Annotated in this window: 21 protein-coding genes and 1 tRNA gene; 8 read left to right on the top strand and 14 right to left on the bottom strand. The window is 69.7% G+C overall.

What is annotated here, in order from left to right; translation table 11 throughout:
* Window positions 1-100 precede the first annotated feature (100 nt).
* The gene (locus tag ACQUS7_RS02600; protein ID WP_435127966.1) at window positions 101-700 is read right to left on the bottom strand and encodes an NUDIX hydrolase; all 600 of its coding nucleotides are present in this window, start codon (window positions 698-700) and stop codon (window positions 101-103) included.
* Between the two features lie 151 nt (window positions 701-851).
* Window positions 852-1,958, bottom strand: coding sequence for a glycosyl transferase family 2 (locus ACQUS7_RS02595; protein WP_435144341.1), 1,107 nt, complete (start codon window positions 1,956-1,958; stop codon window positions 852-854).
* 170 nt (window positions 1,959-2,128) lie between these two features.
* Between ACQUS7_RS02595 and ACQUS7_RS02590 the strand changes: the two genes are divergently transcribed.
* Together ACQUS7_RS02590 and ACQUS7_RS02585 are read left to right on the top strand one after the other, a co-directional pair.
* Entirely contained in the window at window positions 2,129-5,833 is a 3,705-nt protein-coding gene (locus tag ACQUS7_RS02590) for an MMPL family transporter (protein ID WP_435144338.1), read from the top strand.
* Window positions 5,834-6,050: 217 nt separating this feature from the next.
* Window positions 6,051-7,415, top strand: a complete 1,365-nt coding sequence (locus ACQUS7_RS02585) for a PQQ-dependent sugar dehydrogenase (RefSeq protein ID WP_435144335.1) — start codon at window positions 6,051-6,053, stop codon at window positions 7,413-7,415.
* Window positions 7,416-7,476: 61 nt separating this feature from the next.
* On the opposite strand, the gene ACQUS7_RS02580 is transcribed toward ACQUS7_RS02585, so the two are convergent.
* From ACQUS7_RS02580 to ACQUS7_RS02560, 5 genes are all read right to left on the bottom strand, one after another.
* Window positions 7,477-7,579: transfer RNA gene (locus ACQUS7_RS02580), tRNA-Gln, on the bottom strand.
* A gap of 56 nt (window positions 7,580-7,635) precedes the next feature.
* The gene (locus ACQUS7_RS02575; RefSeq protein ID WP_435127974.1) at window positions 7,636-7,788 is read right to left on the bottom strand and encodes a hypothetical protein; all 153 of its coding nucleotides are present in this window, start codon (window positions 7,786-7,788) and stop codon (window positions 7,636-7,638) included.
* A gap of 131 nt (window positions 7,789-7,919) precedes the next feature.
* Entirely contained in the window at window positions 7,920-8,375 is a 456-nt protein-coding gene (locus ACQUS7_RS02570; protein ID WP_435127976.1) for a metal-dependent transcriptional regulator, read from the bottom strand.
* 1 nt (window position 8,376) lies between these two features.
* Window positions 8,377-8,865 carry a ferritin family protein gene (locus ACQUS7_RS02565; protein ID WP_435144331.1) on the bottom strand — a complete coding sequence of 163 codons (489 nt, stop codon included), beginning with the start codon at window positions 8,863-8,865 and terminating at the stop codon, window positions 8,377-8,379.
* A gap of 132 nt (window positions 8,866-8,997) precedes the next feature.
* The gene (locus tag ACQUS7_RS02560; RefSeq protein ID WP_435144328.1) at window positions 8,998-9,369 is read right to left on the bottom strand and encodes a DUF2267 domain-containing protein; all 372 of its coding nucleotides are present in this window, start codon (window positions 9,367-9,369) and stop codon (window positions 8,998-9,000) included.
* Window positions 9,370-9,520: 151 nt separating this feature from the next.
* Here ACQUS7_RS02560 and ACQUS7_RS02555 point away from each other — a divergent pair, with 151 nt between their 5' ends.
* Window positions 9,521-10,723 carry an MFS transporter gene (locus ACQUS7_RS02555; RefSeq protein ID WP_435144325.1) on the top strand — a complete coding sequence of 401 codons (1,203 nt, stop codon included), beginning with the start codon at window positions 9,521-9,523 and terminating at the stop codon, window positions 10,721-10,723.
* Window positions 10,724-10,850: 127 nt separating this feature from the next.
* Here the strand turns inward: ACQUS7_RS02555 and sufD are convergent, their stop codons facing one another.
* From sufD to ACQUS7_RS02535, 4 genes are all read right to left on the bottom strand, one after another.
* Window positions 10,851-12,062 carry a Fe-S cluster assembly protein SufD gene (gene sufD / locus ACQUS7_RS02550; RefSeq protein WP_435144322.1) on the bottom strand — a complete coding sequence of 404 codons (1,212 nt, stop codon included), beginning with the start codon at window positions 12,060-12,062 and terminating at the stop codon, window positions 10,851-10,853.
* Window positions 12,059-13,489: a Fe-S cluster assembly protein SufB gene (sufB, locus tag ACQUS7_RS02545; RefSeq protein ID WP_435127986.1), complete on the bottom strand. Its 1,431-nt coding sequence runs from the start codon at window positions 13,487-13,489 to the stop codon at window positions 12,059-12,061. The genes sufD and sufB overlap by 4 nt, the downstream gene beginning before the upstream one ends.
* A gap of 63 nt (window positions 13,490-13,552) precedes the next feature.
* On the bottom strand, window positions 13,553-14,464 hold the full coding sequence (locus tag ACQUS7_RS02540; RefSeq protein WP_435127988.1) for an ABC transporter ATP-binding protein: 912 nt from the start codon (window positions 14,462-14,464) through the stop codon (window positions 13,553-13,555).
* A gap of 138 nt (window positions 14,465-14,602) precedes the next feature.
* The gene (locus tag ACQUS7_RS02535) at window positions 14,603-17,341 is read right to left on the bottom strand and encodes a DNA-directed DNA polymerase (RefSeq protein ID WP_435144318.1); all 2,739 of its coding nucleotides are present in this window, start codon (window positions 17,339-17,341) and stop codon (window positions 14,603-14,605) included.
* A gap of 176 nt (window positions 17,342-17,517) precedes the next feature.
* Here ACQUS7_RS02535 and ACQUS7_RS02530 point away from each other — a divergent pair, with 176 nt between their 5' ends.
* The 3 genes from ACQUS7_RS02530 (at window position 17,518) to ACQUS7_RS02520 (ending at window position 18,744) form a co-directional block, all read left to right on the top strand.
* Window positions 17,518-17,691, top strand: a complete 174-nt coding sequence (locus ACQUS7_RS02530) for a DUF7331 family protein (RefSeq protein WP_435127992.1) — start codon at window positions 17,518-17,520, stop codon at window positions 17,689-17,691.
* Window positions 17,692-17,832: 141 nt separating this feature from the next.
* Complete coding sequence (locus tag ACQUS7_RS02525; RefSeq protein WP_435144316.1) at window positions 17,833-18,282, top strand: DUF7322 domain-containing protein; 450 nt, start codon at window positions 17,833-17,835, stop codon at window positions 18,280-18,282.
* 42 nt (window positions 18,283-18,324) lie between these two features.
* Window positions 18,325-18,744 (top strand): DUF7346 family protein, encoded by a 420-nt coding sequence (locus tag ACQUS7_RS02520; protein WP_435127996.1) that lies wholly within the window; start codon window positions 18,325-18,327, stop codon window positions 18,742-18,744.
* 27 nt (window positions 18,745-18,771) lie between these two features.
* Here the strand turns inward: ACQUS7_RS02520 and rad50 are convergent, their stop codons facing one another.
* Genes rad50 through ACQUS7_RS02505 form a run of 3 tightly spaced genes read right to left on the bottom strand, consistent with a single transcriptional unit; the run spans window position 18,772 to window position 23,260 of the window.
* Complete coding sequence (gene rad50 / locus ACQUS7_RS02515; protein WP_435144314.1) at window positions 18,772-21,468, bottom strand: DNA double-strand break repair ATPase Rad50; 2,697 nt, start codon at window positions 21,466-21,468, stop codon at window positions 18,772-18,774.
* A complete protein-coding gene (gene mre11, locus ACQUS7_RS02510) occupies window positions 21,465-22,793 on the bottom strand; it encodes a DNA double-strand break repair protein Mre11 (protein WP_435145224.1) in 1,329 nt (442 codons plus the stop codon). Before mre11 ends, rad50 begins: the two co-directional genes overlap by 4 nt.
* Window positions 22,790-23,260 carry a hypothetical protein gene (locus ACQUS7_RS02505; protein ID WP_435144312.1) on the bottom strand — a complete coding sequence of 157 codons (471 nt, stop codon included), beginning with the start codon at window positions 23,258-23,260 and terminating at the stop codon, window positions 22,790-22,792. The genes mre11 and ACQUS7_RS02505 overlap by 4 nt, the downstream gene beginning before the upstream one ends.
* Before the next feature lie 137 nt (window positions 23,261-23,397).
* On the opposite strand from ACQUS7_RS02505, the gene ACQUS7_RS02500 reads away from it, so the two are divergent.
* On the top strand, window positions 23,398-24,357 hold the full coding sequence (locus ACQUS7_RS02500; protein ID WP_435144310.1) for a succinylglutamate desuccinylase/aspartoacylase family protein: 960 nt from the start codon (window positions 23,398-23,400) through the stop codon (window positions 24,355-24,357).
* A 70-nt stretch (window positions 24,358-24,427) separates the two neighbouring features.
* A complete protein-coding gene (locus ACQUS7_RS02495) occupies window positions 24,428-25,528 on the top strand; it encodes a pyridoxal-phosphate dependent enzyme (protein ID WP_435144308.1) in 1,101 nt (366 codons plus the stop codon).
* Window positions 25,529-25,627 lie beyond the last annotated feature (99 nt).

Below are 25,627 nucleotides of genomic sequence, written 5' to 3'. Positions count from 1 at the left end.
GGTCGCGGAACGCGACCAATCGCCTGTGCGGCCATACACGTCGAAAGCGGCCAGTCCCGGATAAGCGTGGTGCTCCCGTCAGAATCGACTCGTTCGGCGGCTACACCGGGTAGTCGGCGTCGGGGTCGACGACGCGGTCCGGCTCCGCCGGCGCCTCCCAGTCCGTCGTGAGTTCGAGAAGCTGCACCAGCATCCGACCGGTCGCGCCCCAGACGGTGTAGCCGTCGACGTGGAAGAAGTGGAGTCGGACCGCGCCGTGGTGCGGGTGGTCGCGGCGCTCGGACTCGTAGTTCGACAGGTCGGTGAGGTCCGCCACCGACAGCACCGCGATCTCCGCGACTTCCGCGTCCGACGGCTCGTACTCGCGGTCCGGAACGGTCCCGACGAACGGCGTCACGACGTACTCCGAGACGGTCGGCAGGTCGTCGAGCCGGCCGACGACCGACGCCTCAGCGGGCCGCAGCCCGATCTCCTCCTCGGCCTCCCGGAGCGCCGTCGCCTCCAGGCTGTCGTCGACGGACTCCGCGCCGCCGCCCGGGAAGCTCATCTGCCCCGGGTGGTTCCCGAGGTGGTCCGCGCGCTTCGTGAACAGGATGTGCGGTTCGCCGTCCCGCTCCAGGACCGGTGCGAGCACGGCTGCGCGCCGCTCGGCGTCCGCGACCGTCACCGGCGCGTGGTCGCTGACCCCGGCGAGGTTCATGTCGGCTGTCGGCGCGGACCGGCCTTCAACTGTGCGGTCCGCGCCAATCGTGGCCGCGGTCGTCGCTGCGCTGCCCCGTGCCGCCGTCCGCGTCACCACGCCGCGGGCTCTCGTGACTGCCCCACGTCACTGTCGGTCGCTCGGATACGGGTCAGTCGTCGACGTCGACGTCGACGTCGTCGGCGTCGGCGCGGGCGGCCGCGGCGACCTCCGCGGGCGTCAGGTCCGTCTCCGACCAGGCGGGGAGCCGGTCGTCGTCGCCGGGCGGCGCGATGGCGTCGGCGTACGTCTCCACCTGGTCGCGCTCGCCGGCGCGGTCGAACTCCAGGCCGTTGAACGCGGCGTCAGTGGCGTACGACCGAATGAACGACGCGGCGGTTTCTCGGTAGCGCGCCGGCAGCGTGTCGTACGCCGGGTCGACGCCGCGCTCCTCCACGGCGCGCAACAGCGCCGCCCCGACCGACCGGCTCATGTCCGAGAGCCCGGTCGGCCCGGAGACCGCGCGGTGGTCGTGCTCGTAGCTCCCGAGGTCGACCTGCGCGGCGCCGTCGAAGCCGACCGCCTCGAAGGCGTCCGCGAGCGTCCCGACCTCCAGCCCCCACGTCGGCTGGACGCGCAGCGACGCCACCACGTCGCTCGTCGCGGCGAACTCGCCGGCGAGCGCGTACCGGAACGCGCCGAGGAACTCCAACAGCGGCTCGTCGTGGGCGTCGCGGAGCGCCCTGACAAGCGGCGCGTAAAACAGCCTGAACAGCCGGCCGTACAGCCGGTCGTTCTCGACGCGGGCGTAGTACCCCTTCGAGAACGAGAAGTCGTGCGCCAGCGGGAACAGGAGCCGCTGGACGTACCGCCGCGAGTACGAGGTCGTGTCGGCGTCGTGCAGCACGACGAACTCCTCGTCGAGCGCGCGGCCGAGCGCGAGCCAGACGTCGCGGCCCTTCCCGCGCTCGCCGGAGATTCCGGCCTCCGCGAGCAGGTCGGCGACGCGCGGGCCGTCACACCACAGCACTTCGAGCGTCAGGTCGAAGCCGTCGAGCCACTCGCGGAACGCCGGGACGCGTTCGGCGGACGCCCGCAGCGGCACGACGACGCGCGCCGGGTTCAGCGCCTCCAGTTCCGAGAGCACCCGCTCGGCGGCGAGGCCCGCGTACTCGCGCTCCGTCATCGGCACGACCACGGCCGCGCGGTCCGTCGGCGCCGACGGCGCCGCGTCGCCGAGGTCGTGGAGCGTCGTCACGCGCTCTTGGACGTACTCCATCACCTCCCGGTCGGGGCCTCCCCGGTAAATAATCGGGTGCTCGACGGCGACGCCCCGAGATAAACTGCGAGAAACTCCCCGGGAGTTCCACGACCCATAAGTACTGAACGAACGTTCAATCGATAGATACTGTTCAGTATGACCAGCCAGGCACACACGACGCGGGGACGATGAGCCGGTTCGACGCAGTCGTTTCCGCCATCACAGACCACAGCCGAGCGGCCATCGCGGTCATGCTCGTCCTCACGATAGCCATCGGGGCGGGCGCGCCGATGGTCGAGCGGTCCTCCTCGCTCGACCAGTTCCAGACCGACTCGGTCGAGTCGCAGAAACTCGACTACATCGAGGCGAACTTCTCCACCGGCGCGGCGAACACGACGTCCGCGCAGATAATCATCCGCGACGAGAACGTCCTCGACAAGGAGTCGCTGCTCGAGAGCCTCAGATACCAGCGGGCGCTCCGGCAGAACCAGACCGTCAGCGAGACGCTGACGAACGAGACGCCGACCGTCGGCGTCGCCAACATCCTCGCCACCGCGGCGATCACGCAGGAGGCGGGTCGCGACCTGCAGACGACCGCCGCGAAGGTCCAGCGGCTCAACGCCACCGTGACGGCTGAGCGGGCCGCCATCCAGAACCGGAGCGACGCGCTCAACGCCACCGCCGAGGACCTCCGGGCGGCGCTGACGTACCTCCGGCAGAACCCGGACGCCAGCGTCCGCACGCAGTTCGACCAGGTGCGCGCGAACACGACGGTCACGCTCAACGAGTCGGACTACGCGACGTTCGAGCGCGCGGCCGAACAGCTCAGAGGCGCCTCCACGCAGGCCGAAGCCGAGCAGGCGTACACGCTCGGCACGCGCGGCGTGCTCTCCGAGGAGTACGCCGCGGTGCAAGAGCGCGCCGCCGCGCTGCGCGAGAAGGTCGACCGGCTCCAGCGGCTCGCCGAGGAACTCGAAGCCGACCGCGCCGCGTTCCGGAACGCCTCGGAGGCGACGCTCGCCGAGCAGATCGACCAGATACGGTCGATGAACGCCTCCGAGATCGACAGCACCATCACGGCCGTCCTCGGGTCCGGCGACGGCTCCGGCAGTTCCGCGGCCAGTTCGGCGGCGCTCGCGTTCATGCCGACGAGCTACGACCCCGGCGCGACCGAAGCGAACGCGACGATGCTGCTCGTCACGCAGGTGAGCGACGGCGGCGGCACCGGCGGTGCCTCCGCCTCCGAGCCGGTCATCGACGCGCAGCTCGCGATGCAGGACATCGCCCGCGACCGCGACACCGGCCACGAGTACATGGTGTTCGGCGCCGGCATCATCAGCCACGAGCTCACGTCGTCGATGACCGACAGCCTCCTCATCGTCGGGCCGCTCGCCGTCCTGTTCGTGCTCGTCGCGCTCGCCGTCGCCTACCGCGACCCGCTCGACATCATCCTCGGCCTGCTCGGCATCGGCGCCGTGCTGGTGTGGACGTTCGGGTTCATGGGCTGGGCCGACATCGACTTCAACCAGATCTTCATCGCGGTCCCGGTGCTGCTCATCGGGCTCAGCATCGACTACGCCATCCACATCTTCATGCGGCACCGCGAGGAGCGCACCGCCGCCGAATCCGTCGAGGACGCCCCGAGCGACCCGCGCGGCTCCATGCGGGTCGCGCTCGCCGGCGTCGGCATCGCGCTCGTCTGGGTGACGGCGACCACCGTCATCGGGTTCCTGTCGAACCTCACCAGCCCGGTGCCGCCGATTCGGGACTTCGGCGTCGTCAGCTCCGTCGGCATCGTCGCGGCGCTGCTCGTCTTCGGCGTCCTCGTCCCGGCGCTCAAGGTCGAATTCGACGAGTTCCTCGAAGCGCGCGGCGTCGACCGGACGCTGCAGGCGTTCGGCACCGGCGGCGGCGCGTTCTCGCGCGTCCTCCGCGTCGGCGCCGTCGGCGCGAAGAAGGCGCCGTACCTGGTGCTCATCGTCGCGGTGCTGCTCAGCGCCGGCGGCGCCTACGGCGCGACGCAGGTCGACACCTCGTTCAGCCAGTCGGACTTCCTCGCCGAGGACCCGCCGGGCTGGATGGAGGACCTCCCCGAGCCGTTCGCGCCCAGCGAGTACAGCGCGAAGGAGAACCTCCAGTACGTCAACGAGCACTTCATCCGGGAGGACTCACAGGCGCAGATCCTGATCGAGGGCGACGTGACCGCGCCCGGGATGCTCGAACGCATCGAGTCGGCGCACGACCTCGCCGCCGAAAAGCGCGTCACGCAGGAACTCCCGAACGGCGAACCGGACATCACGAGCCCGGTCAGCGTCATCAGACAGGTGGCCGCGCAGAACGAGTCGTTCAACAGCACCGTCGCCGCGGCCGACACCGACGGCGACGGCATCCCCGACCGGAACCTCGAACGGGTCTACGACCGGCTGTACGAGGTCGCCCCCGAGCAGGCCGAAAGCGTCATCTACCGGAACGACGGCGAGTACGTCGCCGCCCGCATGGTCATCTCGGTGGAGGGCGGCGCCTCCGGCGACGCCGTCACGACGCAGATGCGCGACGTCGCCGAGTCGCTCGAAGGCGACGACGTCACCGTCACCGCGACGGGCAGCGCCATCCTGAACCAGATCGTTCAGGACGAACTGCTCGAAACGGTGGTGAACAGCCTCATCATCACGCTCGTCGCGACGTTCCTGTTCTTGATGGTCGCCTACCGGCTCGCGAACGGCAGCGCGACCCTCGGCGCCGTGACGCTGCTCCCCGTCGCGTTCAGCGTCGCCTGGATTCTCGGGACGATGTACCTCATGGACATCCCGTTCAACGTCCTCACGGGGATGATCACGAGCCTCACGGTCGGGCTCGGCGTCGCCTACAGCATCCACCTCTCCGAGCGGTACACCCAGGAACTCGAACGCACCAGGGACGTCTGGACGGCGATGCACCGCGCGGTCACCGGCACCGGCGGCGCGCTGCTCGGCTCCGCCGCGACGACCGTCGGCGGCTTCGGCGTGCTCGTGTTCGCCATCCTCCCGCCGCTCCAGCAGTTCGGCGTCATCACCGGGCTGACCATCATCTACGCGTTCCTCGCGTCGGTACTGGTCCTCCCGAGCCTCCTGGTCATCTGGACCCGATTCGCCGGCCCCGACTGGGCGGCCGAAGCCGTCGCCAACGACGACGGCCCCGGCGGTTCCGGCGGCTCCGGCGGCGCTGACGAGGCAGGCGGCGACGCCGGCCCGGACGGCTCCGACGTCGCTGCCGAAGCCGTCGCGGCGCCGTCGACGGCCGACGCCATCGAACCCGACGCGCACACGGCTGAACCGGCGGCCGCCGAAGACGAGTTCGCCGAGGCGGACTTCGTGCCGGCGGCCGTCGTCGACGCCGACGCCCGGGTCGTCCGGGTCGTGGACCGCGAGTACGTCGCGCCCGGCGACGACGTGCAGGTGACGGTCCGCGCGAGCGGCGTCGCGGACCGCGTCGTCCTCCACGAGGAGTTCGACGGCGACGTCGCGCTCGACGAAGCGACCCCCGAACCGGTCGACGTGGTCGAACGCGACGGCGAACTGTACGTCGCCTGGGACGCCACGGACGGGGTCGCGCTCCAGTACGACGCGGCGGTTCCCGCCGACGCCGACGACGGCGCGTCGTTCGGCTTCGACGGCGCGCTGATGGCCGCGGACGGCGACCGCCCGGTCGGCGGCGCCGACGCCGTCTCCGTCGTCGAAGACCTGTTCGAGCGGGTGCTCGCCGCCGGCACCGTCACGGACGACGACCTCCGTGGCGCCCGCGAGCGCTTCGAGGACGGCGCCATCAGCGACGCGCAGTTCGAACGCATCCACCGCGCCTGGATCCGCGGCGACCAGCGCACCACCGACGAACTCCCCGCCGGCGACGACAACTGACCGGCTGGACGCGCCGCCGGCACACCCGCCCGCCGCACTCCCCGCTGCATTCGGCCCTCCCCGCAACGCAGTCCGACCCGGCCGCTGCCGAGACGTGGAATTATGCCCGATGCGCCCCAACGACCGGCAATGAATCGGCAGCAAATCCTCGCGCTCGTGCTGGTGGGGCTGATGCTGTTCTCGTCGTTCGCCTACGCGATTTCGGTGCTCTGACTCCATGACCCAGCACACGGCGACGCGGCGGCGGCTGCTCCGGGCGGTCAGCGTCGGCGCCGCCGCGGGGCTCGCCGGCTGCGGCGGCGCGACCGCCCCGCGGCGAACCTCGGAGTCTCCCGGCGACGAACCCCCAAAATCCGGGACAGACGAACCGGGTGGCGGCCAGCCGGTGGAGACCGTCGGCCTCGACACCGTCGTGGACGGGCTCCGCGCGCCGCTCGCCGTCGCGTTCGCGCCGGACGCAGACCGTCGGTACGTCGCCGAACAGCACGGAATCATCCACACGCACGGCCCCGACGGCCGCCGCGACGAGCCGTTCTTGGACCTCCGGGACACCGTTATCGCCGGCGGCGAAACAGGGCTGCTCGGCGTCGCGCTCCACCCGTCGTTCGCCGACAACCGACGCGTGTTCGTCCGGTACAGCGCGCCGCGCCGGCCCGGCACGCCGTCGACGTACAGCCACACGTTCGTGCTCTCCGAGTTCCGCGCCACCGCCGACGGCCGCCGCGTCGTCCGCGACTCCGAGCGCACCGTCCTGGAGATTCCCGAACCGCAGTCCAACCACAACGCCGGCGACCTCGCGTTCGGCCCGGACGGACTCCTCTACGTCCCCGTCGGCGACGGCGGCGCCGGCGGCGACCGCGGCACCGGCCACGCCGACGACTGGTACGGCGGCGTCGACGGCGGCAACGGCCAGGAGGTCACCGAGAACCTCCTCGGCAGCCTCCTCCGAATCGACGTCGACAGCCGCGACGGCGGCCGACCGTACGGAGTCCCGGACGACAACCCGCTCGTCGGCCGCGACGGCCGCGACGAACACTACGCCTGGGGGTTCCGGAACCCGTGGCGCGTCTCGTTCGACGGCGACGACCTCTACGCCGCCGACGTTGGACAGAACCGCTACGAGGAGGTCAACCTCGTCGAGCGCGGCGGCAACTACGGCTGGAACGTCAGAGAAGGGACGCACTGCTACGGCGCCGACAGCTGCCCCGCCCGGACGCCGCCGAGCGTCCGCGGCGGCGAACCGCTCCGCGACCCCGTCGTCGAGTACCCGCACTCCGGCGGCGCCGTCAGCGGCGTCTCCGTCATCGGCGGCCACGTCTACCGCGGCGACGCCATCCCCGGGCTCCGAGGCACCTACGTGTTCGGCGACCTCGACGCCGACGGCCGGCTCTTCGCCGCGACTCCTCCGGCCGACGGCGACGGTCTCTGGCCGACCCGCGTCGTCGACGTCGCCGACGAAGACGCCGCGAAACTCGGCCGCATCCTCTCGTTCGGCCGAGACGCCGCCGGCGAACTGTACGTCCTCGGGACCGGCACGAACGGCGGCGGCGTCCACCGGCTCGTCCCCGCCGACGGCGAGTGAGACGTGTCTCCTCGACGTTCCTCGCAGAGATATCTCTCGCTCACTTGCGTTCGCGAGAAGATAGTCCCGGGCGGATTCGAACCGCCGTCGAAGGCTGTCTTCCGCGCCGGTCGGAGCCGGGCGCGTCCAAAGGCCCTCATGATTGGCCACTACACCACGGGACTGCGTCGCGTCTGTCGGTACTCGCTCGTCGCCCTAAGCCGTTCCGGAACCGCGCGGGCTACGCGCGGCGGATGTCGAAGCTGCCGCAGTCGGGGCACTGCTGGCGGTTCGCGTCGAACGTCGCCTCGCAGCGCTGACACTGGAAGGAGAGTGCGTCCTCGTCGTCTCGCCCGACGAGTCGCTTGAGCCGTCTGGTGACGTCCGACGCCATTGTGGATGGACCGTGGCGGCCACCGGACTTAACAGCGACGGCTCGGTTCGAGCCGCGAAAACGCGGGACTGCGCCGGTTCGCCCCCGAAGCGTCGGCGGCGTCGTGCGGTCGTCGGAGCGGCGGACCGCGGTCAGTCCGCGATGTTCTCCTGCTCGCGGTCCTGCTCCGGAGTCGGCGGGTCGAGGTACTTGCAGGCGTCCGCCTCCGCGTCGAAGCAGTCCGGGCACTCGTCCGACCGGTCGATGATGGTGTCGAGCCGCTCGGCGACCGTGTCGTCGATGACGGCCTCCAGCGACCGCGCCTCCGCGCGGAACTCCTCGACTTCGAGGACGTTCGCGAGGAACCGCTCGATGATGCAGTAGTTCGACAGCGCCTCGCGGGCGCGGACGATGCCGTCGTCGCTGAGCGAGACGCCCTTGTACTTCTCGTGTTCGGCGAGCCCGCGCTCTTCGAGCTTCCCGATCATCTCGTTGGCGGACGCCGGGCTGACGTCGAGCGCGTCGGCGACGGAGCCGGTCGAGGCGGGGCCGTCTTCGGCTTCCTGTACGAGGTAGATCGCTTTGAGGTACTGGTCTGCCGTGTTCATGTCAGGCTCTCCGCTCCATGATCTCCGTCACTTCTTCGACGCCCTCCGCCTCCTCCTCGCGGATGCCGCGCAGCGTCGCGAGCACCGCGTCGCGGTCGATGGAGAACTCGGAGTCGCTGCCTTCGATTGCGTCGATGAGGTCGTCGTAGAACTTGTACGCCGTCTCCTCGTTGCACAGCTGGTCGTACAGCACGCCGTCGAAGTCGTCCGGCTTCGTCTGGCCGTACTGGGCTTCGACGAGCGTCTCGATTTCGTCGTACGACACCGACTCCGCGTCGAGCTGCGCGATGAGGTCTTCGAGCCGCTCGCGGTGGTCGGCGGACTCCTCGGCCGCCTCGTCGAGCAGCGCCTCGATCTCCGGGTCGAGCTCCTCGTCGAGCGCCCGGTAGTGGTGGTGCGCGCGGGCCTCGACGACCTCCTCCAGGACGACCCCGATCTGGAGGAGCCGGGCGAGCTGGTGGTCGGAGGCGACGCGCTGACCGACGCTCACGCTTCCCCACCTCCGGCGTCGTCGGACGCGGCGGCGCCGAACGCGGCCGCCGGCTGATTCGTGGACGATACGTGTCCCATTGTCCCCGTTTCAGGGGGAGAGCGACTTAAACCCGACCCTTCGGCCACCGACTCAGAACAGCGTGTCGTACTCGTCGGGGAGCTGCCCCTGAACCGCGGACCGCTTGAACGCGCTGATCTCCATCTCCAGCGCGTCGACCGCCGCCTGCGCCCGGTTGTGCGCCGTCTCCGTGTCGACGCCGAGCCGGTCGGCGACCCGGTCGCAGAACTCGTCGACGCCGAACGGCTGCGCCGACTCGGTGTCCCAGTCGATGACCCACGTCTCCATCTCGTCGGGGAGCTGTCCGGCGACGTCTTTCGCCTCCTCGCGGGAGATGCGTTCGCCGAGCACTTCGAGCGTCGCGCGCAGCGTCGCCTCAGCGGTGTCGTCGTCGTCGACGCTGGACTCCCGCTGCACCTTGACGATCGCGCCATCGAGCGACATGTTCGTCGGAGCCGACGACCGCCGCACATCTGTATTTAGTGGCCGTGGACGCCCCGCGGACCGGGTCGACGTGGCCGTGGACAGCCCGGAGCCGGTCCGCCGCCGACCCGCATCATCAACGCTCAAGCCGGTCGGTCTCCAAGCGTCGGTAATGGCTGCCCGACGCGACCGGTTCTCGCTCGCCGCCGTCGTCTTCGCCGTCATGCTGGCGCAGACGTTCGTCTACCCCGGCGTCGACCTGCTCGCCGCCGAACTCGGCGGGGAGGGCGTGGCGGCGCCGACGCTGTTCCTCGCCGCGGAGTTCGCTGCGTTCGTCGTCTTCGCCGGGCTGTGGGGCGCCGCGAGCGACAAGGTCGGACGCCGCCGTCCGCTCATCGTCGTCGCGGCCGCCGGCGGCGCCGTCGGCTACCTGCTGCTCGCCGAACTGCCGCGGTACGGCCTGACGTTCGGGGGCGCGCTCGTCCTCCGGGCGCTGCAGGGCGGGATGACGGTCGGCGCGTTCTCGCTCGCCGTCTCCGCGCTCGCGGACCTCGGCGGCGGCAACGGCCGGAACATGGGCGCTGCGGGCATCGCTATCGGCGCCGGCACCGCGTTCGGCGCGCCCGTCGGCGGACAGCTGTTCTCCGTCGGGACGTTCCTGCCGCTGTACGCCGCCGCCGCGCTGCTCGGCGTCGCCGCCGTCGTCGCCGCGACCGCACCGGACAACGCGCCCGACGGCGGCGCCGACCGGGGGCTCGCCGCGCTCGTCTCCGGGCTCCGCCGCCACACGGACCTCGCGGTGCCGTACGCGTTCGGCTTCGTCGACCGGCTCACCGCCGGCTTCTTCGCGCTCGTCGGGACGCTGTACTTCCGCGAGGCGTTCCACCTCGGCCCCGCCGCGACCGGGCTGCTGCTCGCCGCGTTCTTCGCGCCGTTCGCGCTGCTGCAGTACCCGTTCGGCGTGCTCTCGGACCGCGTCGGCCGCGTCGTCCCCGTGGCGGCCGGCTCCGCGCTGTACGGCGTCGCCGTCCTCGGCGTCGGCCTCGCGCCGTCGGTGCCACTCGTCGCGGTCGGCATGGTCGTCGTCGGCGTCCTCGGCGCGCTGATGGCGCCCGCCACGATGGCACTGGTCGTCGACCTCGTCGGCGACGACGAACGCGGCGTCGCCGTCGCCGGCTTCAACGCCGCCGGCAGCCTCGGCTTCCTCGCCGGGTCGCTCGTCGGCGGCGCCGTCGCCTCCCGCTACGGCTACCTCGCCGCCTTCGGCGTCGCCGGCGGCCTCGAACTGCTGCTCGCCGCCGCGACGCTCCCCGCGCTCCTCCGACTCCGCCGGACCGGCGGCTCCGCCGCCGTCTTCGACTCCAGCACGGACTGACCAGCCTCACCGAAGAATCAGGCCCCGGGTGCCGTCGACGCGGCAACGGCTCGCAGACGCGCTATCGGCGGTGGCGTCGACGGCGAAGAAAAATCGGTTCGCGGAGTCCGCGAAAATTCGCGGCCGGTTACCGGAGCCGCGCCGCGATGAGAGACTCGATGTCCTCGCGGAGTTCGTCGACTTCGACCTCCTCGAGCACCGGGACGAAAAAGCCCTTGACGAGCATGTCGCGGGCCTGCTGCTCCGAGATGGACCGGGAGGTCATGTAGAACAGGTCCTCCTGGTCGACCTGGCCGACGGTCGCGGAGTGGCTCGCCTCGGTGTCGTGGTTCTTGATGATGAGCTTCGGCGACGCGTCCGCCTCGGAGTCGTCCGACAGCATCAGCGTGTTCTCGCGCTGGTAGCTGGAGGTGTCCCAGGCGTCGCGGCCGACGTCCTGGACGCCCTCGTACACCGAGCGCGCCTCGTCGTCGAGGACGCCGCGGGTGACGAGGTCCGCCGTGGTGTGTTCGGCGTTGTGCCAGACGCGGGCGTTGACGTCGAAGTGCTGGTCCTCGTGGCCGAAGAACGCGCCGACGATCTTCGACTCCGAGGAGTCGCCGTTCAGCTCCGTCTCGATGTCCGAGCGGGTGAGCCGCGAGCCGATGTTCCCCTCGATCCAGTTGACGGTCGCGTACGTCGCGGCGTCGCCGCGCTTCAGCGTGAAGTCGTACACGTCGTCGTCGAGGTTCTGCAGCGACCCGTACTGGACGTAGCTGTTCTCGCCGGCGTCGACCTCGACGAGGTTGCTGAAGTAGCGGTCCCCGTCGACGTCGCCGTCGCCGTTCTCGATGCGTTCGAGGATGGTGACGGAGGCGTTGTCCTCCGTGACGACGAGGGTGTGGCTGAACAGCGACCGGCTGTTCATCTCGGCTTTCACCTTCACGTCCTCGGCGTCGACGCCCTCCGGGACGTAGATGAACGTCCCGGTGGTGAACAGCGCCGTCGACAGCGCCGTCAGGTAGTTCGTGTCCGCCGAGACGACGGAGCCGAACTTCTTCTCCAGCAGCCCGGAGTGCTCGTCGAGCGCGTCCGCGAAGCTGAGCACCTCGGCGCCCTCGGCGCTGACGCGCTCGGTCTCGTCGCTCTGGTTCAGCGGGTCGACCAGCGCTTCGAACTCGAGGTCTTCGAGGTTCGTCCAGCGGCGGCCCGGCGTCTCGATGACGTCCGGCAGGTCGAGGTCGTCGAGCAGCCGGAACGCTTCGAGGCGTCGCTCGAGCAGCCACTGCGGCTCGTCTCGTTCCTCCGAGATGGTGTGGATGGTGTCCTCGGAGATGCTGAGCGGTACCTGCGTGCTCATCCGAGCGACCCCTCCATTTCGAGTTCGACGAGGCGGTTCAGTTCGACCGCGTACTCGATGGGCAGCTCCTCCGTGATGGGCTCGATGAACCCGGAGACGATCATCTGCTTCGCGTCGTCGTCGTCGAGGCCGCGCGACTGGAGGTAGAACACGTCCTCGTCGCCGATTTTCCCGACGGTCGCCTCGTGGGCGACGTCGACGGTGGACTCGTTGATCTCCATGTACGGCATCGTGTCCGACGTCGACTCGTTGTCGAACATCAGCGCGTCACACTCGACGGACGTCGACGACCCTTCGGCGCCGTCGGCGATGTGGACGAGGCCGCGGTAGTTCGTGCGGCCGCCGTCCTTGCTGATGGACTTCGACTCGATGGTCGACTTCGTGTCCGGGGCGTTGTGGTACACCTTCGCGCCGGTGTCGATGTTCTGCCCCTCGCCGGCGAACGCGATGGTGATGTGGTTGTCGGAGGCGCCGCGGCCCTTCAGAATCGACGACGGGTACAGCATCGTCGCCTTCGACCCCATGGAGCCCGAAATCCACTCCATCCGGCCGTTCTTCTCGACGAGCGCGCGCTTCGTGTTGAGGTTGTACGTGTTCTTCGACCAGTTCTGCACGGTCGAGTACTGGACGTGCGCGTCCTCGCCGACGAACACTTCGACGCCGCCGGAGTGGAGGTTGAACGCCGAGTACTTCGGCGCCGAGCAGCCCTCGATGTAGTGGACCTCGGAGCCCTCCTCGGCGACGATGAGCGTGTGCTCGAACTGCCCCATCCCCTCGGAGTTCATCCGGAAGTACGCCTGCACCGGCATCTCGACCGTGACGTCCTCGGGGACGTACACGAACGAGCCGCCGGACCAGACGGCGCCGTGCAGCGCCGCGAACTTGTTGTCGCTCGGCGGTACGCACGTCGTCATGAAGTGCTCGCGGACGATGTCTTCGTGCTCCTGAACGGCCTCGTCCATGTTGCAGAAGACGACGCCCTTCTCCTCCCAGCGCTCCTGCATGTTCTGGTAGACGACTTCGGACTCGTACTGGGCGCCGACGCCGGAGAGCGCGTTCTTCTCGGCCTCCGGGATGCCCAGTTTGTCGAACGTGTCCTTGATGTCGTCGGGGAGGTCGGTCCAGTCGTCGACGCCGCCGCGCGTCTCGACGTCCGGCCGGATGTACGGGACGATTTCGTCCACGTCGACCTCGGTGAGGTCGGGCTGGCCGGGCCAGTCGGTCGGCATCGGCATCGCGTGGTACTGTTCGAGCGCGCGGAGGCGCCGTTCGAGCATCCAGTCGGGCTCGTCTTTGTCCTCGGAGATGGCGCGAATCGTCTCCTCGGTCAGGCCCTTCTCCGTCTGGAACGCCGACTTCTCGTCCTTCTTGAAGTCGAACCGGTCCTCGGTGTCTGTCTCTTTTAGGTGGTCTTGATCCGAACTCATATGTGTGCGTTACGTGGTAATTGCGTCGCGGTACGTATCAGGCTGTTCAGTAACCACGGACGGTTACGCGGCCTCGTACACTTCCTCGCGGACCCAGTCGTACCCCTTGTCTTCGAGCTCCGCGGCGAGCTCCGCGCCGCCGCTCTTGACGACCTTGCCGTCCAGCATGACGTGGACGTGGTCAGGCTCGACGTAGTCGAGGATGCGCTGGTAGTGCGTAATCTGGAGGACGCCGGTGCCCTGCTCGTCGCGCAGCGCGTTGATGCCGTCGGAGACGTCCTGCAGCCGGTCGATGTCCAGCCCGGAGTCGATCTCGTCGAGCACCGCGATGGACGGCTCGAGGATGGCCGCCTGCAGCACCTCGTTCTGCTTCTTCTCGCCGCCGGAGAACCCGGCGTTGAGGTAGCGGGACGCGAACTTCTCGTCCATGTCGAGCAGCTCCATCTTCTCTTTGAGGAGCTGCTGGAACTCGGCGACGCCGACTTCGCCTTCCTCGACGTCGCCCTCCATCGGCGAGGTCTCGTAGCCGGCGTCGTCCTCGTCGGCCTCGTCGGCCTCCTCGTCTTCGAACAGTTCTTCGCGCTCTTCGAGTTTCGCGTTCAGCGCCTGCCGGAGGAAGTTCGTCATCGTGACGCCCTCGATCTCCGCCGGGTACTGGAACGCGAGGAAGATGCCGAGCGCGGCGCGCTCGTTCGGTTCGAGGTCGAGCAGGTCCCACGTGTAGTCCTCGTCGTCGAGGTCGGCGTCGACGTCGGCGACGTCGTCCTCGTCGAGTTCGAGGACGACTTCGCCGTCCGTGACGGCGTACGCCGGGTGGCCGGCGATGACCTTCGCGGTCGTCGACTTCCCGGAGCCGTTCGGCCCCATCAGCGCGTGGATTTCGCCGCTGCGGACCTCGAGGTCGACGCCTCGCAGGATCTGTTCGCCCGTCTCCGCGACCTCCGCCTGGAGGTTGTTCAGTTTGAGTGTCGCCATTATGGTCTCCTCGTGTGTGTGGAGTGGCGGTTTCGACGCATAATGGTTTCGCATCAGCCGCCATGTGGTTCGTCACCACGAAAAATTCGTTTCTAAATCGGAAACTCGGGTGGGGGGAGTCGGACAGCTCGACGCTCGCTACATGAAGCTGCCGAGGCCGGTCTGCTCCTGGCCGGTCTTCACTTCGTCCCACGACATCCCGAGCGCCTCGATGATGCGCGAAATCGGCCCCTTCAGCGTTTTGTCCAGCATCTCGTCCCAGTCGACGTCGAACTCCTCCGGTATCTGGTCTGCGTACTCGAAGCAGATGACGTCAGGGTCGCGCTTGAACTCGCCGTACAGCGGGTCGGTCTGCGGGTCCAGTCCGCGCTCGTTCTCCATGCGCTCGAAGAAGTCCGGGTGGACCTTGTCGAGGTAGAGCCGCTTCGGCTTCGACCCGCGCTGGAAGTTCGTGCCGAGCAGCATGTTCGCGTACTTCGCGCCGCGGACCTGCGCCGTGTCAGTGTCGTAGTTTTCGAGGCGCTTGCCGATGCCGCCCGGAATCCCGATGTCTTCGAGGTCGGCGTCGCCGTTCAGGAACGACTGAATCTCGTCGTGCAGGTACTCCTTGACGTCCTCGGTGTCCCGGCCGTGAACGATCATCTCGATGACGCGCTTTTGGACCCGCTTGGTCACCGGCGCGATGTCCGACCGCTTGTACTCGAACCCCGTGATGTCGATGTCGTCGACGTCCTTCCCTTCCTTCCAGACGATGTGGCCGGCGTAGCGCTTCTTCTTCCCGGCCTGGAAGAACCGGCGGTACAGCTTCTCGAACTCGATCTGGAACCGGTGCTCCTCGGCGTCGAGTTCGTCGAGCGCGAAGTCGTCGTATCGGCCGTTGATGTGCGCCTCGATGTCGAACGACTGCTCGATCGCCTCTTCCGTCGAGACGTCGCCGCCGAGTTCCAGCATCACGGAGTCCGTGTCGCCGTAGGCGACCTCGTGGCCGATTTCGTTCGCGGCCTCCTCGGTGAACTCGATGACGCGGCGCCCCATCGCGGTGATCGCGGCGGCGTTCTCCTTGTCGTACAGCCGGAACCGGTCCCAGCCGGAGACGCCGTACAGCGAGTTCATGATGACCTTCACGGCGGCCTGCTGCTGGTCGTACTGGTCGTACTCGTCGGAGTCCGGGTCGTACTGGTCGCGGGTCTCCTTCAGCCGTTCGCGCTCCGTGAGCAGCTCGTCGACCATCTCGCGCATCATGCCGTCGGGCTCCTTCCGGAACCGCGTCCCGTTCGGCGCCCGGTACGTCTCGCCGTCGTACGACTCGGGGTCGTCGACGATGGTCTCCGGGGAGGCGTTGATGGTCACCATGCACATCGGGTACAGCGACTTCAGGTCGAGCACGGTGACGTTCTCGCGGACACCGGTGAGCGGCTCGAAGACGGCGCCGCCCTCGAACTCCTCGCTCTCCTGTTGGCCCTTCGTCGGCAGCACGAACTCGCCGTACGCCTCGTGGAGCACGTACATGTCGACGGCGTCGCCGGGCGTCGGGGCGTCTTCGATCTGGCAGCCGACGATCTTCCGGGACTCGTTCCAGAACGCCACGATGTCCTGTTTCCGGTCGATTTCGACGCACAGCTCGACGTCCCGGAGGTTGTACTCGAGCAGCCGCTCGGGCTCTTGCTCCCACAGGTCGCCGATGTCGCCGGTGTACCGCTCCTTGCCGACGTCGAGTTCGAGTTCGCCGACGGCGTCCAGCCGGTACGACTCGAGTTCGGAGAACTGCCGGCGCTGGTAGGCGTACAGCAGGTCGAAGACGACGCGGCCCTTCACGTCCGGGCCGCCCCAGCCGCTCCGCCACGTCTCGCCGACCCGCGACAGGCGGTCCGGCGACAGGTCGTAGTCGCTCTTCCCGTCGAGCAGTTCACAGCGGTCGAGGAAGTACGGCGCGTCGAAGTCCTCGAAGTTCCAGCCCGTGAGCAGGTCCGGGTCGGTGTCGTCGAGGTAGTCGATGAAGGCGTCGAGCATCGCGTCCTCCTCGTCGAAGCTCTCGACGCGGACGTCGGGGCTCTCCCGGAGCGCGTCGTACCGGTCGAGCGCGGCGGGGGCGTCGACGCCGCCGACCGGCGCGTCGTACAGCCAGACGACGTACTCGTCGCGGTAGGAGTCGTGGCTGGTGAGACAGACGATGGACTCCTCGCCGTCCTCCGGGAAGCCGTTCCGGTCGTCGACCTCGATGTCGAAGGTGTTGACGCGGAGCGACGCCTCGACGTCGCACGGTTCGAGGTGGCCGGGGAACACCTGGAGCGAGCCGTCGTCGAGGCGGCGCTCCTCGACGCGGATGCCGGAGGAGACGTCGTTGTCGATGAGGAACCGGTTCGGGAACAGGATGTCGGCCTCGTACGTCCGGTCGAAGTCGTCGCGGATGGAGCCGACGTCACGCGGCGTGCGCGCGATGACTTTCGTCACCGGCTCGCCGCGGATGCTCTCGAAGCGGTCGGCGTCGTCGTCGCCGTGCGGCCGGTCGCGGGTGTCGACGACGACGTCGTACTCGTCGACGAGGTCGCGCGACTCGACGTCGGCGGTGGGGACGTAGAAGTACGGCTCCAGGCCGAGCACGCGGACGTGTTCGGCTTCGTCGTCCGCGGTGCGGCCGAAGACGTGGACGACGGGGTACTCGTCGGCGCCGCTGCCTTCGACGGTGTAGTCGACGGAGGTCACCATCAGTTCGACGGTGCCGTCGGCGTCCGGCACCCGGAGGTCCTGCGCGTCGACGACGTCGCTCACGTGGACGGCGTCGCCGCCGGCGACGTACGCCGCTTCCTCGTCGGGCCGGCCGCCGTCCCCGTCGGCGGCCGAGCCGTCGGCGAAGTCCGTGAGGCTCGCGTTGGTCATACGCCGCGTTGGCTGTTCGCGGTGAAAAAGCCACCCTTCCGGGTGGCCGAATCCGCCTCAGACGTGGCCGCTTCCGGAGCCACCGGACTCCGCTGACGCCGCGGACGCGCCGCGGACGGCGATGTCCGCCGCGACGGAAAGGCATATACCGTGTTACAGTCTACCATGGGCTGGATATGACCCACGCATCCGACTCCCTTTCGGAGGAGCCGAGCGCCGAACGGTCGGACGAGGCCGTCGAGACGGTCGAGGCGTACGAGGACGACGGTCGAACCGTCCTGTACGACGCCGAGAATCCGCTCGCGTGGGTGGAGACGACGCGCGCCGTCACACTCGCGGACCTGGCGTAACGACGTCGCCGCGGTGGGGCCGGACTCGGACGAACGGGCCCGGGCAAGGTCAGACCAGACCAGCCAGACTCGACCGGACCGCCACCGACGGCGTCGCCCCGTGAACAAACCCTTTTCACCTCGATTCGCCAACGACGAGGCGTGCTGGACGAGGACGACTCCGGAGAGCCGCCGGCGTTCGACGTCGAGGAGCGCTGGGGAAACCCGGAGGAAGACCTCGCCCCCGAAACCGAGACGCCGGAGGTCAGAAACCCCGCCGACGGCCTCCCGGACCCCGCCGACGTCGACCAGGCGGTTCAGTCGGCGTTCTGGGCCGCCGTCGTCTACGCGAACGTCGCGCTGTTCGGCGTCGCGCTCGGCGCCATGCTCGTCGGATTCCGCGGCGACTGGGCGGCCGGCGGCGCCGCAATCCTCGTCGGACTGCTCGCCGCCGGCCGCGTCTACCAGACCTACCGGGCGTTCCGCGACCGCGACGATGCCGAGAACGGCGACGACGTCGCGGAAGACTCTGACGGGGAGAACCCCGCGGACGCCGACGAGGATGACGCCGCCAGCCGGACTGACGGCGGCCGCCCCGCTTCCCGTCGCTGACTCACCGACACGGCTTTCGGTGCCCGCGCCGTTTCCCCGCGTATGCAGACGGTTCGCCACGAGGACGGAACGCGGTACCTGCTCGTGAAGCGGAGCGACGAGTCGAGCCTCGTGCGCGACCCCGCGACGGGCGACGAGCGGTACGTGCCGAACGACGACCTGGACGCGGTCGACGAGTCGCCGCTGGCCGCGTCCGCAGGCGGCCTCCCGGACGACGTCCGCCGCGCCGTCCTGGCGTGCCGAGACGACCGGGCGCTCGGCCTGCTGGTCGAGTTCGTCGACCGCGGACCGCTCGCCGTCCGCACGCTGCTTGACTCGTACGGCCTCTGCGAGTCGGACCTCCACGGCGTCCTCTCGGAGTTCCGCGCAGCCGGCCTGCTCGAACAGACGACGGTGGCCGGCGAGCGCGGCTACGCCCCGACCGACGCCGCCAGCGACGCCGTCGACAGGCTCCGCGGCTGATTCTGCGGCCTCGAATCCGCCGGCTCCTCAGTCGTCCGCGGCTTCGTCCGCCGCCAGTACCGCGGCGGCCCTGTCGTCCGCGTGCTCGACGGTCGACCGGTTCGACGTCGGGTTCTTCTCCACCCGGACGAGGTCGTCGGCGGCCTCGACGAGTTCCTCGTCGTGGCTCACGATGATTATCTGGCGGACGCCGAAGCCGCGCATCTCCTCCACCAGGTCGACGAGCCGGGAGACGTGCCCCCGGTCCAGGAACACGGTCGGCTCGTCGAGGATGAGCGGCGGGGTCGGCGCCGCGCCCTCGATTCCCTCTGCGAGCAGCCGGTAGATGGCGCAGCGCAGCGACAGATTGAACAGGGCGCGCTCGCCGCCGGAGAGCTGCTCGGGGTCGAGCGGTTCGCCGTCCTTCTGGTACACCGTGAGTTCGTACTCGCCGTCCAGTTCGATGTGCGAGTAGGCGTCGTTCGCGTACACCAGCTCGAACGTCTCGTTCAGCATCCGTTCGAGGCTCTCGACGTTCCGGCGGCGGAGCTCCGCGCGGAGGTCGCCGTACATCGCCTCCAGCTCTTCGGCCTCCTCGTGAACCGACTCGAGGGCTTCCACCCGCTTCGCGAGTTCCTCGCGGCGCTCTCGGAGCGACTCGAGCTCCTCGATGTCCTGGGTGACCGCGCCGATGTCGCTCTGGAGTTCCGTCCGCCGGTCGCGGAGCGATTCGAGCGTCTCCGTCACCTGCTCGATGTACGTCTCGGCGTTCGAGAGCTGTTCGCGCGCCGTCTCGATGCGGTCCTCGTCGAAGCCGTCGCGGAGCTCGTCGCGCCGCTGCCGCTTCTCAGCCAGCCGGTCGCGCCGCTCGTCGTTCAGTTCGGCGAGGGTGTCGCGGCGCTCGGCGAGCCGGTCGATTTCGTCGGTCGCGTCCTCGATCTCCTCGCGGACGGATTCGACGCGGTCGACCGCGTCGTGTGCCGCGTCGACCCCGTCGAGGTCCGCCTCGATTTCTTCGACGCGCTCGCGCTGTTCGGCGGCCTGCTCCGCTTTCTCCGATGCGACCTCGCGTTTTTCGGCGGCGTCTGACTCCAGGTCGTCGGCGTCCGCCCGGAGCGACTCGGCCTCGTCGCGCCGCTCGCCGATTTCGGCGCGCTTCTCCTCGACTGCGGATTCGAGGAACTCCCGACGCTCTTCGAGCGTGTCGAGTTCTGATTCGGCCTCGACGAGCGTCTCGGCGCGGCTCAGCGCCTCGTCCAGTTCGTCTTCGCGCTCCCGGAGCGACGCCAGTTCGGCTTCGAGCTCCGACACCCGTTCGCGGTCCTCCTCGAGCGTGTCGACGTGCGGCGAGTCCTCGACCGGCTGGCCGCACTCCGGGCACTTCCCGGCGTCGAGCAGTTCCTCGGCCTCCTCGACGACGGTTCGCGCGGTGTTCAGCTCCGACGTCGTCTCGGTGAGCGCCTCCTGCAGGTCGGCGAGCTCGGACTGGAGCTCCTCGCGGTGGGCCGCCGCCTCCCCGACGTCGACCGGGGCGTCTTCGAACGTCGCTTCCAGGTCGGCGCGGCGCTCCGACAGTTCGCTCAGCGACTCCTCCCGCTCCGCCACCGCTTCGGCCGCCTCTTCGGCGGCGGCTTCGAGGTCGTCGGCGCGGCTGCGTTTCTCCTCGGCGCGCGTCTCCGCCTCGTCGGCGCGTTCGCGGAGTCGGTCCGCCTGGTTCTCGAAGGCGGTCGCGTCGTCCCGCGCCTCGTCGCGTTCCTCGCGGAGGTCGGCCTGCCGGTCGTCGAGCGCGTCGCGTCGGGCCGCGACCGACTCCGGGTCGGCGTCGTCGAGCGCCGTCTCCGCCAGCCGGGCGTCGAGCGTCTCCTCCAGGTCGGCGACGTCGTCGCGGAGCGAGCCGATTCGGTCCGCGAGCGCTTCCCGCTCCGTCTCGGACTCGCGGATGGTCTCCTCCAGGTCGTCGATGTCGGCCTCGACGTCTTCGAGTTCGGCGCGCCGCTCCTCGTACTCGTCGAGCACCGTCCGCGCCTCGTCGCGCGTCGCCTCGGCTTTCTCCCGCTGCTGTTCGTAGTTCTCGATGCTCTCGTCGAGCTCGTTCAGCTCGGTCTGAAGCCCGTTCAGCCGCTCGTGGAGGTTCCGGTCGGCTTTCTCGCTGATCTGGTCGTCGAGGCCGTCGAGCGCGCCGCGCTTTTCGGACAGGACGTCCTCGACGCCGAGGCGGGCGTTCCCGGCGCGCTCGCGGTACTCTTCGAGCCGGCCGAGCTGCAGCAGGTCGTCGATCATGTCCTGCCTGTCGGACGGCGTCGCGTTGATGAGCTTGTTCACCTCGCCCTGCCGGACGTACGCGCAGTTCACGAACGCCTCGGCGTCCATCCGGAGCAGGTCCGTGACGAACTGCCGGACGTCGGTGGCGCCGTCGCGAGCCACGTCGCCGTCGACCGACTCCAGGGTGCAGGTCGTCGTCTGAATCTGTTCGCCGTACCGCTTCAGTTCGCGGGCGACGTGGTAGGACTCGCCGTCGTGCGTGAACCACAGTTCGACCTCGGTCTCGTCGGCGCCGTTCGTCACGACGCCCTCCAGCGTCCCGTCGAGCGCCTTCGACCCGTACAGCGCGAAGAAACACGCCTCCAGCAGCGACGACTTCCCGGAGCCGTTCAGCCCGTGAATCACCGTGACGCCCTCGCCGAGCTGGAGGTCGGTGTCGGCGTAGGGCTTGAAGTTCCGGAGCCGAATCCGGTCGAACCTCACAGCGAATCACCCAGCGTGAGCTGCGAGTCGTCGTCCGCGTCCGAGTCCGCAGGCGCGTCCGGGTCGTCTGAGCCATCCGGATTGTCAGCCACATCCGGCTCCTCGTCGGCCCTGTCCGTTTCCTCGTCGTCGGCAGTCGTCGCCGCGGCGAGGAACGAGTCCAGCGTCTCGCCCTCCGCGTCGCTCGCGCTGTCGCCGCCGGCGTCCCCGTCGGTGTCAGCGTCGTCCAGCCGCTGTTGAATCCGCCGTTTCACGTCGTCTCTGACGTTCGCGTCGGCGGTTTCGCCGCGGACGACGTCGTCGATGTCGCGGGCGACCGTCGACAGGCCGAGTTCCGAGACGCGTTCGCGGACCGCGGCGTCCGGGTCGGCGAAGTTCACGGACACGTCGGTGTCGGCCTCGACTTCGCGTCGGTCTTTCACGCGGGCGATGAGCGCGCCGCGCTCGGCCGCGAACTCCTCGACGGCGGCGGGGGCGACCGGGTCACCGTCGCCCGTGATTTCGACGATGACGACCGCGTCGTCGACGTCGTGTTCGCGGACGCGGTCGCGGACGCGGTCGACGCCCTCGGACGGCCCGAGTTCGGCGTCGATGAACACGAACGGCCGCGTGTCGAGCGCGCGCCGCCGGATGTCGACCGCGTCGCCGTCGCGGTCCGCGTCGAACGTGACGATGTTGTAGCCGCGGCCGTCGCGTTCGGTCGCTGACGCCCGCTCGGTCGACCCGCAGTACGTCACCCAGGTCCCCCGCACCTCGGCGGTTCCGGGTGCGTGGTTGTCGCCGAGCAGCACCGCGTCGAAGTCGACCGACGACTCCGTCAGCACGGTTTCGGTGTCCCAGTTCGCGTGGGCGAACGGCTCGAACAGGCCGTGGCTGACGAGCGCCGCGGTGTCCGCCGCCGCGGGCGGCGACGCGAAGTCGTACTCCAGCCGGTCCCGGCGGGACTCGGGGACGTGGTCGAGCCCGTAGAACGCGGTGTCGCCGACGACGACGGGGTCTGCGTCGAGCCGCGTCGCGAGGCCGAGCGACTCGAACAGGTCGAGCCACTGGCCGCCGCGCGTGGACTCGTGGTTGCCGACGACGGCGAGGAACGGGACGCCCGCATCGTCGAGTCGGCGGAGCGCGGAGAGCGTGCCGAGCAGGTCCGGGAGGTCGGGCCGGCGGTCGTGGAACAGGTCGCCGGCGTGAACCACTGCGTCGACGTCCTCGTCGACCGCGTCGGCGACGACGGCCTCGAAGGCGTCGAGGAAGTCCTGTCGGCGCTCCGGCGAGTGGTACTGCCGGTACCCGATGTGGGTGTCGCCGGTGTGGATGACCCGCGTCATGAGGTGTTGTCCGTCCATACTTCGCCGCCCGGCTTAAGCCCCTCGCGACCGCGGTGAAAGTGGTCTCCGGCGGCGGCCCGGTACGCCTCGACCGCCGCCAGAACGGCGCGGCAGCGCTCGGCCGTCCCGTCGGCGTTCCGCGCCTCGGCTGCGCGTTCTGCATCGCGGAGCCTGCAGAATCCGCCGTCGTCCGCGAACGCCGCAGCCGCCCGAACGTCGTCCAGCGCGGCTTCGGCGTCCGAAAGGAGCACGTCTGCGTCTGCCGGTCCGACGCGGTCTCCGTCCCGGCCGGCCCCGGCCTGCGCGTTGGCGCCGACTGCGAGCGCACGGAGCGCGTCTTTGAGTACCCGAACGGACGGCTGTTCTCCCCCGCGGCCCCGGCTTCCCCCGCAGTCAGTACGTCCCGCAGAGTCACCGCCGGCGCTGCGTTCCTCGTCGTTTTCGCGTCTCCCCGACGCTGGCGCCATGCCCTGCCCTGTCCTCGTCATCGCTGATAAACGCTCGCCGGGGAGCGGTCGACGGACGTCCTCGCCCGAGCGGTCGGCGGTGTGTCGCTCCGCCGGACCGAACCCCTAAAGTCGGGCGACACCGTCGCTCCGATATCATGACGACGACGTTCGGGAGTGCGAGCGCGGCCCCCGGGGAGTTGGACACGGGGCGGCTCGACGTCGGCGAGACCCGGGACGGCACGACCATCGGGCTCCCGGTCGCGGTGCTGAACGGCGCCGAAGACGGCAAGACGCTGTACGTGCAGGCGGTGAGCGACGGCGACGAACTGAACGGGCTCGGGGTCGTCAACCAGTTCGTCCCGCAGGTCGACCCGCAGGAGCTCGCCGGCACTATCCTCGTGACCGGCATCGTGAACTACCACGCCTTCCAGGTCGCAGAGCACCGCAACCCCATCGACGACACGAAGATGAACCGGGCGTACCCCGGCGACCCGAACGGCACCTCCAGCGAGCGCATCGCCGCCGCGACGTTCGACGCCGCCGAACGCGCCGACCTCATCGTCGACCTCCACCAGGGCTCCACGTCCCGAATGATAAACGAGGTCCGGGTTCGCTGCGGTCCGCACCACCGGATTCACCGCGAGTGTCTCGAACTCGCGAAGGCGTTCGGCGTCGGCCACGTCCTCGACCAGAAGGGCCCGGACGGCCAGCTCGCCCGCGCCGCCCCGGACGAGGGCATCCCGACCATCGACCCCGAACTCGGCGGCGCCGTCGGCTGGGACGACGAGAGCATCCGGCTCGGCGTCGAAGGCATGTTCCGCGTCCTCCGCTACTACGACTTCCTGCCCGGCGACGTCGACACCGACCTCCAGACGCGCGCCTCCGGCTTCGACCAGTACGGCTCGCCGACCGGCGGGCTCGTCACGTTCCAGCAGGAACTCGGCGCCAGCGTCAGCCGCGGCGACACGCTGTTCGAAGTCACCGACACCTTCGGCACCCTCAAGAGCCGCATCACCGCCGACAACGACGGCGTCTTCTGGCGCCGCCGCCGCCTCCCGCAGGTCGCCACCGGAGAGTACGTCTGCTCCGTCGGCACCGACATCGACGAGTTCTGACGCTCCGAGCCGACTCCCCGCTGCGTCCGCAACCGTCACCTACTGGTGTCGCCGTCGCGGGAACTGAACCATGACTACCTCGTCGCCGTCGCCGCCGCCGCTCCGGTGCGGCTCCTGCGGCGCCACCTACGCGGACCGCTGGCGCTGCGAGTGCGGGCACCCGCTCGACTACGCCGAACAGCCGCTCCCCGACCGCGCCGCGCCCGACCCGGCGTCGTTCGACGCCCGGGACGGCCTCTGGTCGTTCGCTGAGTTCATCCCGGAGTCGCCCGCGGTGACGCTCGGCGAGGGAATGACGCCGCTCGTCGACGCCCCCGCGTGGGACGCGCAGTTCAAACTGGAGTACGTGTTCCCGTCGGGGTCGTTCAAGGACCGCGGCGCGACGACGATGCTGTCGCGCGCGGCCGCGCTCGGCGTCGACACCGTCGTCGAGGACTCGTCGGGGAACGCCGGCGCCGCCGTCGCGACGTACGCCGCCCGCGCCGGCATCGACGCCGAAATCTACGTCCCGGCGTCCGTGAAAGAGGCGAAACTGGCGGCGATTCGGCGCGCCGGCGCGGCGACGGTCGAGACGGAGGGGCCCCGGCAGGCGACGACGGACGCCTGCGTCGCGGCGGTCGAAGCCGGCGCCGGCTGGTACGCGAGCCACGCGTGGAACCCGGCTTTCTTCGCCGGGACGGCGACGTTCGCCTACGAGACGGCGCTCCAGCGCGACTGGGACGCCCCGGACGCCGTCGTCTTGCCGCTCGGACACGGCACGCTGTTCCTCGGCGTGTACCGCGGCTTCCGCGCGCTGCAGCAGGCAGGCTGGACCGATTCGGTTCCGCGGCTGCTCGGCGTGCAGGCCGCCGGGGCCGCCCCGATAGTCGAGGCGCTCCACGGCGAGGCGGCGGCCGCCGGCGAGAACGACGCCGCCGACGGAATCCAGATCGCCGAGCCGGTCCGGAAACGGCAGATTCTGGACGCCGTCGACGACACCGACGGCGACGCAATCGCGCTCGGCGCCGACGCCGTCGACGCGGCCCTCGACGACCTCCACGCCGCCGGGTTCTACACGGAATCGACCTCCGCCGTCGCCCCCGCGGCCCTGTCGGTGTACCGCGACCGCGACGTCCTCGGCCCCGACGACGACGTCGTCGTCCCGCTGACCGGAAGCGGACTCAAACGCTGACTCTCCGCGACCGCTCTCTCACCGGTCGTTTTCAGGCTTCGTCTTCGACGGCACCTGGGCGGGTCGGCGCGATGGAAAACGGCTTTTCGCTGCCGCCCG

Origin of the sequence: Halobaculum sp. P14 (genome assembly GCF_051195155.1) — an archaeon.
GTDB lineage: Archaea > Halobacteriota > Halobacteria > Halobacteriales > Haloferacaceae > JBNTKA01.
This window is presented reverse-complemented; position numbering and strand designations above follow the sequence as displayed.